Annotated in this window: 11 protein-coding genes; all 11 read left to right on the top strand. The window is 71.1% G+C overall.

The window, feature by feature from the left end; genetic code table 11:
• Nucleotides 1–9: 9 nt before the first annotated feature.
• On the top strand, nucleotides 10–243 hold the full coding sequence (locus ACZ6SD_RS05815; RefSeq protein WP_465315760.1) for an MbtH family protein: 234 nt from the start codon (nucleotides 10–12) through the stop codon (nucleotides 241–243).
• An 8-nt stretch (nucleotides 244–251) separates the two neighbouring features.
• Entirely contained in the window at nucleotides 252–1562 is a 1311-nt protein-coding gene (locus tag ACZ6SD_RS05810) for a lysine N(6)-hydroxylase/L-ornithine N(5)-oxygenase family protein (RefSeq protein ID WP_465315759.1), read from the top strand.
• Between the two features lie 67 nt (nucleotides 1563–1629).
• On the top strand, nucleotides 1630–2394 hold the full coding sequence (locus tag ACZ6SD_RS05805; RefSeq protein WP_465315758.1) for a siderophore-interacting protein: 765 nt from the start codon (nucleotides 1630–1632) through the stop codon (nucleotides 2392–2394).
• Nucleotides 2391–5540, top strand: coding sequence for a non-ribosomal peptide synthetase (locus ACZ6SD_RS05800; protein ID WP_465315757.1), 3150 nt, complete (start codon nucleotides 2391–2393; stop codon nucleotides 5538–5540). The genes ACZ6SD_RS05805 and ACZ6SD_RS05800 overlap by 4 nt, the downstream gene beginning before the upstream one ends.
• Nucleotides 5537–6493 (top strand): alpha/beta fold hydrolase, encoded by a 957-nt coding sequence (locus tag ACZ6SD_RS05795; RefSeq protein ID WP_465315756.1) that lies wholly within the window; start codon nucleotides 5537–5539, stop codon nucleotides 6491–6493. The genes ACZ6SD_RS05800 and ACZ6SD_RS05795 overlap by 4 nt, the downstream gene beginning before the upstream one ends.
• Nucleotides 6494–6524: 31 nt before the next feature.
• Nucleotides 6525–7307, top strand: a complete 783-nt coding sequence (locus tag ACZ6SD_RS05790) for a PIG-L family deacetylase (protein ID WP_465315755.1) — start codon at nucleotides 6525–6527, stop codon at nucleotides 7305–7307.
• A 67-nt stretch (nucleotides 7308–7374) separates the two neighbouring features.
• Nucleotides 7375–7905 (top strand): hypothetical protein, encoded by a 531-nt coding sequence (locus ACZ6SD_RS05785; protein ID WP_465315754.1) that lies wholly within the window; start codon nucleotides 7375–7377, stop codon nucleotides 7903–7905.
• Nucleotides 7906–8080: 175 nt separating this feature from the next.
• Complete coding sequence (gene ectA, locus ACZ6SD_RS05780) at nucleotides 8081–8599, top strand: diaminobutyrate acetyltransferase (RefSeq protein WP_465315753.1); 519 nt, start codon at nucleotides 8081–8083, stop codon at nucleotides 8597–8599.
• A gap of 55 nt (nucleotides 8600–8654) precedes the next feature.
• Nucleotides 8655–9914 (top strand): diaminobutyrate--2-oxoglutarate transaminase, encoded by a 1260-nt coding sequence (ectB, locus tag ACZ6SD_RS05775; RefSeq protein WP_465315752.1) that lies wholly within the window; start codon nucleotides 8655–8657, stop codon nucleotides 9912–9914.
• Nucleotides 9911–10330, top strand: coding sequence for an ectoine synthase (locus tag ACZ6SD_RS05770; RefSeq protein WP_465315751.1), 420 nt, complete (start codon nucleotides 9911–9913; stop codon nucleotides 10328–10330). Before ectB ends, ACZ6SD_RS05770 begins: the two co-directional genes overlap by 4 nt.
• A complete protein-coding gene (thpD, locus tag ACZ6SD_RS05765; RefSeq protein WP_465315750.1) occupies nucleotides 10327–11220 on the top strand; it encodes an ectoine hydroxylase in 894 nt (297 codons plus the stop codon). The genes ACZ6SD_RS05770 and thpD overlap by 4 nt, the downstream gene beginning before the upstream one ends.
• Nucleotides 11221–11302 lie beyond the last annotated feature (82 nt).

Raw genomic sequence — 11302 nt, 5'->3', positions numbered from 1 at the left:
GGATCTACCGTGTCTAACCCCAGCACGACGAACCCCTTCGAGGACAACGACGGCACATATCTGGTGCTGGTGAACGCGGAGAACCAGCACTCGCTGTGGCCCGCGTTCGCCGACATCCCGGCGGGGTGGACCGTCGCGCACGACAAGGACACCAGAGACGGCTGCCTGGCCTACGTCGAGCAGCACTGGACGGACCTGCGGCCCGCGAGCCTGGTGCGCGAGACCGAGACGAGCGCCCGATGAGCACACCGATGAGCGTTCCCACCGAGGTGCACGACATCGTCGGCATCGGCTTCGGCCCGTCCAACCTGGCCCTGGCGATCGCGGTGGACGAGCACAACCGCCGCTTCCCGGAAGCGGCGCTGCGCACGGTGTTCCTGGAGAAGCAGGCCAGTTTCGGCTGGCACCGGGGAATGCTTATCGACGACGCGACGATGCAGGTCTCCTTCCTCAAGGACCTGGTCACCATGCGCGACCCAGCCAGCGACTTCAGCTTCCTGTGCTACCTGCGCGACCGGGACCGACTGGTGGACTTCATCAACCACAAGACGATGTTCCCGCTGCGCGCGGAGTTCCACGACTACTTCGAGTGGGCCGCGGCGCGGGTGGCCGACCAAGTGCGCTACGGCTGCGAGGTCGTGTCTGTGCGGCCGGTGGAGGTCGACGGCCAGGTCGAGTACTTCGACGTGATCGGCAAAGACGCCGACGATGCCGTGGTGACGTGCCGCGCCCGCAACGTGGTGCTGGCGACCGGTTTGCGGCCGAAGCTGCCCGAGGACGCGGTCACCTCCGACCGGGTGTGGCACAACATCGACCTGATGCACCGCATCGACGCCCTCGCCGCGAGCGACCCGCGCCGGGTGCTGGTGGTCGGCGCGGGCCAGAGCGGCGCGGAAACCGTGGCGCAGCTGCACACCGTGCTGCCCGACGCGCAGGTGTGCGCGGTCTTCGCCCGCTACGGCTACGCCCCCGCCGACGACAGCCCGTTCGCCAACCGCATCTTCGACCCGCAGGCCGTGGACCACTTCTACGCGGCCCCGGGCGAGGTCAAGCAGATGCTGCTCGACTACCACCGCAACACCAACTACTCCGTGGTGGACATGGACCTCATCGAGGACCTGTACCGCCGCGAGTACCGGGAACGGGTCACGGGCCGCAGGCGGCTCGACATCCGCAACGCCTCCCGGATCACCTACGCCCGCGAGACCGACGACGCGGTGTACGTGACCGTGGAGTTCCTGCCGACCGGCGAGACCGAGACGCTGGAATGCGACGCCGTGGTCTACGCCACCGGCTACCACCCCGGCGACGTGTTCGAGCTGTTGGGGCGCGCGGCTTCGGTGTGCGAGCGCGGCCCGGAGGGCAGGCCGGTGCTGGGCCGCGACTACCGGCTGCGCACGGCCCCGCACGTCCGCGCGGGCCTGTACCTCCAGGGCGGCACCGAGCACGCGCACGGCATCACCGCGACCCTGCTGTCCAACACCGCTGTGCGGGTCGGCGAGATCCTCCAGTCCGTCCTCTATGGAGCGACCGAGCCCGCCTACGCCACCGTGTCGCCATGAGGGAGCTTGCGAGCGAATCATCGACACAGTGCGCAGGCGCGCGCCACCGAACGAGTGAGGTGGCCCGGTGACCAAGCCCGCCTTGACTCTGACGACCGCGCACGTGGTGTCCGCAGCCGACGTGACTCCCCGGATGCGCCGGATCACCCTGGGCGGCAAGGGTTTGCGCGGGTTCAGCGGCGACCGCCCGGCGGACGCGCTGAAGCTGATCCTGCCCGCCGACGGCGTCGGGGCGCCGCCGGAGGCGAGCTGGGGGCCGGACGGGCTGAGCTTCGCCGACCCGGACGCCGACGCCGCCCTGCGCGCCTACACGGTGCGCCGCTTCGACCGCGCCTCGGCGCGGCTGGAAATCGACGCCGTGGTCCACGGCCACGGCCCCGGCGCGACCTGGGCGGCCACCGCCAGCCCCGGCGACCCGGTGTCGTTCCTCGGCCCCCGCCGCGACTACCCCACCGCCGATCGGCCCGACCTGCTGGTGATCGCGGGCGACGAGACCGCGATCCCGGCCGCGGCCGGAATCGCGGAAGACCTCGAACCCGGGCAGCGCGCGCAGGTTTTCCTGGAGGTCGCCGACGCGCACGACGAGGTGCCGTTCACCTCGGCTGGCGATGTGACCGTGAGCTGGCTGCACCGCAGGGCCGGGACGAGCGTGCTGGCCGCGGCGCTGCGCGCGTTCCGCCCGCCGCCCGGGTCGGTGCGCGCGTGGGTCGCCGCGGAGTCCGCCGTCGCGGTGTCGCTGCGCAAGCTGCTGCGCGGCGAGTTCGGCCTGCCCCGGCACGCGGTGTCCGCGTTCGGCTACTGGCAGCGTGAGAATCCCAAGGAGCACAGTTGATCTCGCCCTACCCGCCCGCCGTGCCCGACCCGGACAACCGGTTCGAGCCGTTCCCGCTCAACGACCAGCAGCAGGCGTACCTGCTCGGCCGGACCGGCGTCTTCGAGCTGGGCAACGTGTCCACGCACGCGTACTACGAGTACGAGGGCGAGGTGGACCTCGACCGGTTCACCTCGGCGTGGCGGCGGGTGATCGACCGGCACGACGTGCTGCGCACGGTGATGCTCCCGGACACCAACCAGCAGCAGGTGTTGCGCGAGGTCGGCGAGTTCACCCCGGTGGTGCACGACCTGCGCGGCACCGACCCCGAGCCGACGCTGCGCGCGATCCGCGACCGGCTCTCGCACGAGGTGCGGCCCGCGGGGGAGTGGCCGCTGTTCGCCGTCGAGGTGAGCCTGCTCGACGAGCGCCGCTCCCGGGTGCACATCAGCTTCGACGCGCTGATCCTGGACTACCTGAGCTGGCAGCTGCTCATCGCCGACCTCACCCGCTTCTACGCCGACCCCGAGATTTCCCTGCCACCGCTGGAAATCGGGTTCCGCGACTACGTGCTAGCCGAGGCCGGCATCGCGGCGACGGACCGGGGCCGCAAGGCCGAGGCGTACTGGCGGGAGCGCCTGCCGTCGCTGCCGCCCGCGCCGCGCCTGCCCACCGCGGCCGACCCGGCGTCGATCCGTCATCCACAGTGGACTTCCCGGCTGGCGACCCTGCCCGCCGACGAGTGGGCGCAGGTCAAGAAGGCCGCCGCGAAGGCCGGTCTGACCCCGACCGTGGTGTGCCTGGCGGTGTTCGCCGAGGTGCTGGCCACGTGGAGCGAGTCCGCGCACTTCGCGCTCAACGTGCCGAGGATGAACCGGTTCCCGCTGCACCCGCGGGCCGCCGAACTGCTCGGCGAGTTCGCGTCGTTCTCCCTGCTGGAGGTCGACAACCGCGAGCCGGGCACGTTCCTCGACCGCGCCAAGCGGTTGCAGCGCACCTTCTGGAACGACCTGGGGCACCAGGAGTTCTCCGGGGTGCGGGTGCTGCGCGAGCTGATCCGGGCCGCGGGCGGCACCCGGGGCGCGCTCATGCCGGTCGTGCTGACCAGCACCATCGGCTTCACCGCCGGGGAGCGCCCGCTGCTGGGAACGGTGCTGCCTCGGGTGTTCGCGATCTCGCAGACCCCGCAGGTCTACCTCGACGTCCAGATCGAGGAGACCCCGGCCGGGCTGGTCTACAACTTCGACGCCGTGGAGCAGGTGTTCCCCGCCGGGCTCGTCGCCGAGCTGTTCGCCGCGTTCGGCCGCGTCCTGGCCACCCTCACCGGCCCCGGGTGGTCCACAGAGGACTTCCGGCTCGCCCCGTCCAGCCGGATCGACGGGCCCGCCGCCGAGATCCCCGACGAGCTGGTGCAGGACGCCTTCCTGCGCCAGGCCGAGGCGAACCCGAACAAGGTCGCGCTGATCACCCCCACCGCCACGCTCACCTACGGCGAGCTGCGCCACCGCGCCGTTCGGGTCGCGAACTGGCTGCGCCGCAAGGGAACCAGGGCTGACCAGCCAGTCGCCATCGTGCTGGAGAAGGGCTGGGAGCAGGCCGTCGCCGCCTACGGCGTGCTGCTCGCGGGCGCCCCCTACCTGCCGATCGACGCCGACGCCCCGCCCGCGCGGGTCCGCGCCGTGTGCGAGCAGGCGGGCGTGTCGATCGTGCTCGACAAGTTCACTGTGGACGAAGCCATCGCCGACGGCTCCGACGAGCGGCCCCCGGTGTCCCAGACCCCGGGCGACCTGGCCTACGTGCTGTTCACTTCCGGCTCCACCGGCCGCCCCAAGGGGGTGATGATCGAGCACCGGGGCATGGTCAACGCGCTGACCGCCACCATCGCCGAGTTCGGCGTCGGCCCCGACGACGTGGCCTTGGCCGTCACCGCGCTGCACCACGACATGTCGACCTTCGACCTGTTCGGCGTCCTCGGCGCGGGCGGCGCCCTGGTCGTCCCGGCCCGCGCCCGCGACGCCGCGCACTGGGCGAGCCTTGTCGTCGGACACGGTGTGACGCTGTGGAACTCGGTGCCCGCGATGATGGAGATGCTGCTGGAGACGAACGTCGTCCCCAGTGGACTCCGCACCGTGTTCCTCGGCGGCGACTGGATTCCGCCCCGGGTGGTCGCCGCGCTGCGCGAGCGGGCGCCCGGCGTGACGGTGGTCAGCGTCGGCGGCCCGACCGAGACGACGCTGTGGAACATCTGGCACCGCGTCACGGAAGAAGACCTCGACCGCGTCTCGATCCCCTACGGCAAGCCGATCGCCAACACCGCCTACTACGTGCTGGACGAGCGCGGCGCCGACCGCCCCGCGGGCGTGACCGGCGAACTGCACTGCGCCGGACCGGGCGTGGCCCGCGGCTACTGGGGCGACCCGGCTAACAAGTCCTTTGTGGAGCGAGACGGCGAACGCCGCTACCGCACCGGCGATCTCGGCCGGGTCCGGCCGGACGGCTCGATCGAGTTCATGGGCCGCGCCGACACCCAGGTCAAGGTGCGCGGAATGCGCGTCGAGCCCGGCGAGATCGAGGCCGTCCTCGCCGCCCAGCCCGGGGTCCGGGCCGCGGTCGTCGTCGGCGTGCCCAACGAGGGCAGGCCCGGATACCGCGCCATCGCCGCCTACCTGACCGGCGACGCCGACCCCGACGCCGTTCTCGCTGCCGCCCGCCAGGTCTTGCCGGAGCACCTGGTCCCGGCCACCGCGACCGTGCTGGCCGAGATGCCGTTGACCGCCAACGGAAAAGTCGACCGCGCCGCCCTCGCAGGCGCCGCCCCCGCCGCGGCCACCGAGTTCACCGCGCCCCGCGACGCGCTGGAATGGGCCATCGCGTCGAGCTGGGAAGAGGTGCTCGACCGCGACCGGATCGGTGTGCACGACGACTTCTTCGCCCTCGGCGGCGACTCCGTGCTCGCCACCCGCATCCTCGCCGACCTGCGCGACGCCCTCGACACCGCCGACCTGCCGCTGCTGGCGCTGTTCGGCGCGCGGACCGTCGCGGGCATGGCCGAGGCGCTGCGCGCCGACGAGGCGACCCCGGGCAGGCTCGACCGGATCGCCGAGCTCTACCGTCGCGTCATGGAGCTTTCCGACGACGAGGTAGCCGCGGAGCTGACCACCCGGTGAGCGTCCCGACCCCCTGGGTGCGCTGCTACCAGCGCCGCCCGGCCGCGAGCACGATCCTGCTGTGCTTCCCGCACGCGGGCGGCGCGGCCAGCTCCTTTCGCGACTGGCCAGCGCACCTGCCCGCCGACGTCGAGCTGTGGGCGGTGCAGTACCCCGGCCGCGAGGACCGCATCGCCGAGCCGTTGATCGACACCATGGCCGAGCTGGTCGACGGGGTCGTCAAGGCCGTCGAACCGGCGCTCGACCGGCCGGTGGTGGTGTTCGGGCACAGCATGGGCGCCTCCGTGGCGCACGAGTTCACCCTGCGGCTGCGCTCCGGCGCGGCCCGGCGGCTGGTCGTCTCCGCCCGCCCCGGCCCGGCCGACCAGCGGCCCCGCGCCGACCTGGTGCACCTGCGCGACGAGGCGGGCGTGCGCGCCGAGCTGGCTCTGCTCGGCGGCGGGGGAGCCGCGGCCCTGGCCGAGCCGCAGCTGCGCGATCTGCTGCTGCCCATGATCCGCAACGATTTCGCGCTGATCGAGCGCTACCGCCCCGGCCCGGCGGTGCTCGGCCTCGACGTGATCGCGCACGTCGGCGCGGACGACCCGTCGATGCCCCCGGAGTCGGCCGACTCCTGGGCTGCGGCGACCACCGGGTCGTTCACCCGCCACACCCACCCCGGCGGGCACTTCTACCTCGCCGACCGACTCGCCGAGGTGATCGCCACGCTCGGTGGCCAGGAAGGAGTTCACATGAGTGACGCGTTCACCGTCGAAGGACTGCGCGAGGCCGTCGCGGAGGTCCTGGGGGTGTCCCCGGACCCGGACGCGAACCTGTTCGAGCTGGGCCTGGACTCGATGCGGATGATGATGCTGTCGGTCCGCTGGCAGGCGCACGGCGTCGAGGTCCCGTTCGCCGACCTCGCCGAGCAGCCGACCCTGGCCGCGTGGTCACGGCTTCTGACGGCGGGCTGAAACTGTCGGTGTGATTGAGTAGCTTGGCGGCATGGCCACCCTTGTCACGTTCCACGCCCACCCCGACGACGAGTGCATCACCTGCGGCGGGGTGATGCGCAAGGCCGCCGACGAGGGCCACCGGGTGGTGCTGGTGGTGGCCACCCGCGGCGAGATGGGTGAGGTCCCCGACGGCTTCCTTGCCGACGGCGAGGAGTTGGCGACCAGACGGGTCGCCGAGACCAAGGCCGCCGCGGAGATCCTCGGCGCCGCCCGCGTCGAGTTCCTCGGCTACACCGACTCCGGGATGATGGGCACGCCAGCCAACGACGCGGCTGGCTCGTTCTGGTCCGCCCCGATCGACGAGGCCGCCAAGCGGCTGGCCGCCATCCTCATCGAGGAGAACGCCGACGTCCTCACCGTCTACGACGACTTCGGCAACTACGGCCACCCCGACCACATCCAGGTCCACCGCGTCGGCCTGCGCGCCGCGGAACTGGCCAACACCCCGCGCGTCTACCAGGCCACCGCCAACCGCGACCAGGTGCGCGCGGGCATGGCCGCCGCCCGCGCCGCCGGAGGCGAGAGCTTCGGCCCGCCGGAGGACTTCGAGGTCGGCAAGCCCGAGGCCGAACTCACCGCCAAGGTCGACGTGACCCCGTACCTGGCGGTGAAGCGGGCGGCCATGCGCGCTCACGCCAGCCAGATCAGCGAGGAGTCGTTCTTCCTGTCCATGCCCGACGAGGCGTTCGCGTTCGCCTTCGGCACGGAGTGGTTCATCCGGGACGGCCAGGGCCCCGGTATCACGGAAACGGACCTCCTGGCCGGGTTGTAGTCACTCTGGGTGAAAACTCGGTCACAGTCCCCGGGTCAGTGCTGGTCAGCGCGCTACGTTGGCAGGTATGCCTTCCTACGACGACACGCTTGTGCCCGCCGAGCCCGCCTACGAGCCCACGGCCGTCCCTGTGGACCCGGCGTCGTTGGCCGACCGGATCGCGCACCTGACCTCGTGGAACGCCGACCGTCTCGCCGCGGCGGGCTGCCTGGTCGACCCGCCGCCGGTGGGCGGTCCGATGATCGGCCCTCAGCACCGCTCACGACTGGGCGACGACCTGCTCCGCGAGGCCAAGGACCTGCTCTACACGCTGCTGTTCGGCACCCGCGAGCATGGCGTCGCCCTCAACCGCGTCCAGCGTGATCTGCTGCTCCTCGCCGTGCCCCGTGCCAAGGCCCCGGTGTTCGCCTTCGCCAGCGCCGCCCCGACCGAGACCGGCTCCGGGGACGTCCTGCTGCGGATCGAGTACGGCGAGACCGCGGACGACCTGGTTGGCGCGGCGGTCGTCGCGGCGCTGCGGATGATCAACCTGCTGGAGGTCAACGAGGAAGTCTTGTCCGCCCGTAAGGAAAACGCGCGGCGAGACACGCTTATCTGACGGCGTTTTCTGTCCTCTTTGGAGTAGTCCGGTATGGCCGGTTAACACGGGCCCCGGGAGAAGTACAACCGTACTGTTGTCCTCCTCACCCGTGTTCTCTGGAGTCGCAGGTAGGCGGGGGGACGCCGACGGTGTTACCTGATAACCGGAAAACTTCCTGTTACGTTTCCTGGGTATGTCCGGGAAACCGCAAGACATCGTGATCAGCCAGCCGTCCACTGTGGACGGCTCGGAGCTGTGGCGAGTCGCCCGTGACTCGCGCACGCTCGACCTCAACTCCTCTTACGCGTACCTGCTCTGGTGCCGTGACTTCGCGGCCACGTCGGCCGTCGCCCGGGTCGAGGGCAGGGTGGTCGGGTTCGTCATCGGCTTCGTGCGACCGGCAGACCCGGAGACCGCCGTGGTCTGGCAGATCGCCGTCGACGGCGACCAGCGCGGCAGAGGGATCGCGGGCAGACTGCTCGACCACCTGGTGAGCCGCCTCGCCGACACCGGCGTCCGGCACCTGGAGACCACCATCACCCCGGGCAACACCGCGTCCATCGGACTGTTCCAGGCGCTGGCCAGACGCTGGGGAACGAGCCTGCGGCAGGCCAAGCTGTTCGACGCGGCGCACTTCCCCGACGACCACGAGTCCGAGGACCTGTACCGCATCGGCCCGTTCGAGCGGGCAGGCGCGAGAGTCCCCGCCTGAGTTTCCCCGGCGTTCCCCTGCTTCTCTTCCCCGCCGTGAGCTTTGGAGTCCCCCTGTGAGCGTGTTCGAAACCCTTGAGTCCGAAGTCCGCACCTATTGCCGCAGTTGGCCGGTCGTGTTCGACCGCGCCACCGGAAGCGTGCTCTACGATGAGAACGGCAAGCCCTACCTCGATTTCTTCGCCGGTGCGGGCGCGCTGAACTACGGCCACAACAACCCCGTCCTCAAAGAAGCCGTCATCGACTACCTGCTGCGCGACGGCGTCACGCACTCGCTGGACATGCACACCGTGGCCAAACGCGAGTTCCTGGAAACCTTCCGGGACGTCGTGCTCACCCCGCGCGAACTCGACTACAAGGTCGTGTTCCCCGGTCCGGCGGGCGCGAATGCCGTCGAGGCCGCGCTGAAACTGGCCCGCAAGGTCACCGGCCGCGAGTCGGTCGTCAACTTCACCAACGCCTTCCACGGCATGACCCTGGGCGCGCTGTCGGTCACCGGCAACTCGATGAAACGCGGCGCCGCGGGCATCCCGCTGGTGCACGCCACCCCGATGCCCTATGACAACTACCTCGACGGCCGCACCCCGGACTTCCTGTGGTTCGAGCGCCTGCTCGCCGACAGCGGCAGCGGCCTCAACGAGCCAGCCGCGGTGATCGTGGAGACCGTGCAGGGCGAGGGCGGCATCAACGCGGCCCGGATCGAGTGGCTGCGCGCGCTCGCCGACCTGTGCGACCGGCACAAGATGCTGCTCATCGTCGACGACGTGCAGATGGGCTGCGGGCGCACCGGCCCGTTCTTCAGCTTCGAGGCAGCGGGCATCACCCCGGACATCGTGTGCCTGTCCAAGTCCATCGGCGCCTTCGGCCTGCCGCTGGCGCTGACCCTGATCCGCCCGGACCTCGACGTCTGGGAGCCCGGCGAGCACAACGGCACCTTCCGCGGCATCAACCCCGCGTTCGTCGCCGCCACCGCCGCCCTGCGCGAGTACTGGACCGACGACACGCTGGAGAAGAGCACCCTCGCCAAGGGCGAGCACGTGCACCGGGTCATGGCCGAACTCGCCGACACCCACACCGGCCTGACCGCCAAGGGCCGCGGCCTGGCCCGCGGGCTGCGCTTCCCCGACGGCGCCACCGCCGACGCGGTCTGCCGCGCCGCGTTCGAGCGCGGCCTGCTCATGGAGACCTCCGGCCCGGACGGCGAGGTCGCCAAGGTGATGCCGCCGCTGACGATCACCGACGACGAGCTGGAGCGGGGCCTGGTGATCCTCGCCGAGTCGGTGGCCGCCGTCACGGCCGGGCGGGTGGCGGCATGATCGTCCGCACGGTTGACGAGATCACCGACACCGACCGCGACGTCCGCACCCCGAACTGGCGCAGCAAGCGGATCGTGCTCGCCAAGGAGGGCGTCGGCTTCTCCGTCCACGAGACCACGCTCTACCCCGGCACGGTCAACGACTTCTGGTACGCCAACCACATCGAGGCCGTGTTCGTGGTCGAGGGCGAAGGCGAACTCCTGGACAAGGAGACCGGCCAGACCCACCACCTCGCCCCCGGCTCCCTCTACCTGCTCGACGGCAACGAGCGCCACCAGCTTCGGCCGACGACCCAGATGCGCACGGTGTGCGTGTTCAACCCGCCGGTGACCGGCCGCGAGGTCCACGACGAGCACGGCGTGTACCCCGTGCTCACCGAGCCGATCGCCGAGCCCGTCCCCGAGGAGGCGCGATGACCCTCACCGACACCCGGACCGAGGACCGCTACCGCACCCGCACCCCGCACCCGCTGGACCCGGTCGAGCGCGCCGACCCCGCCGTCTGGGGCCGCGTCGATGGCCCACTCGACCCGGCGGCTCTCGCCGCGCACGACGCCCGCGGCTACTCGGTCTTCGACGCCCTGCTCAGCCCCGGCGAAGTCCGCACCTACCGCGACGAGCTGTCCCGCCTGGCCGAGCACCTGCGCGGCGACGAGCGCACCATCGTGGAGAAGTCCTCCGCTGAGGTCCGATCCCTGTTCGAGGTGCACAAGATCAGCGACCTGGTCGCCGAACTCGTGCGCGACCCGAGGGTCCTCGACCGCGCCCGCCAGGTGCTCGGCTCGGAGGTCTACGTCCACCAGAGCCGGGTCAACTTCATGCCCGGCTTCAAGGGCAAGGGCTTCTACTGGCACTCCGACTTCGAGACCTGGCACGCCGAGGACGGCATGCCCGCGCCCCGCGCGGTCAGCATGTCGATCGCCCTGACCGACAACCACCCGTTCAACGGCGGCCTGATGGTCATGCCCGGCTCCCACCGCACCTTCGTCCCCTGCGTCGGCGAGACCCCGGCGGACCACTACCGGGCGTCCCTGACCGAACAGGAGATCGGCGTCCCCAGCCGCGAGCACATCACCGCCCTCGCCGCCAGGCACGGCATCGACCAGTTCACCGGCCCAGCCGGGTCGGCCCTGCTGTTCGACTCGAACCTCATGCACGGCTCGGGCAACAACATCACCCCGTTCCCCCGCTCGAACATCTTCGTGGTGTTCAACAGCGTCGAGAATCCCCTGGTCGAGCCGTTCGCCGCCCCCGCCCCCCGCCCGGGTTTCATCGCCGCCCGGCAGTTCGCCCCGCTAACCAGGTGACCCGTCTGTAATCGCTCGTACGCCGCCTGTTATGTTCGTGCCCGGCGCTCCGGCGCCTGCACGCTCCGCAAGCTCCTGACCG

The organism is Actinokineospora sp. NPDC051303 (assembly GCF_055586285.1).
This window is presented reverse-complemented; position numbering and strand designations above follow the sequence as displayed.

Bases quoted from the DNA above. Each gene is read 5' to 3' on its own strand.
- ACZ6SD_RS05810 (WP_465315759.1), top strand. From the start codon at position 252: ATGAGCGTTCCCACCGAGGTGCACGACATCGTCGGCATCGGCTTCGGC.
- ACZ6SD_RS05790 (WP_465315755.1), top strand. From the start codon at position 6,525: ATGGCCACCCTTGTCACGTTCCACGCCCACCCCGACGACGAGTGCATC.
- ACZ6SD_RS05785 (WP_465315754.1), top strand. From the start codon at position 7,375: ATGCCTTCCTACGACGACACGCTTGTGCCCGCCGAGCCCGCCTACGAG.
- ectA (WP_465315753.1), top strand. From the start codon at position 8,081: ATGTCCGGGAAACCGCAAGACATCGTGATCAGCCAGCCGTCCACTGTG.
- ACZ6SD_RS05770 (WP_465315751.1), top strand. From the start codon at position 9,911: ATGATCGTCCGCACGGTTGACGAGATCACCGACACCGACCGCGACGTC.
- thpD (WP_465315750.1), top strand. From the start codon at position 10,327: ATGACCCTCACCGACACCCGGACCGAGGACCGCTACCGCACCCGCACC.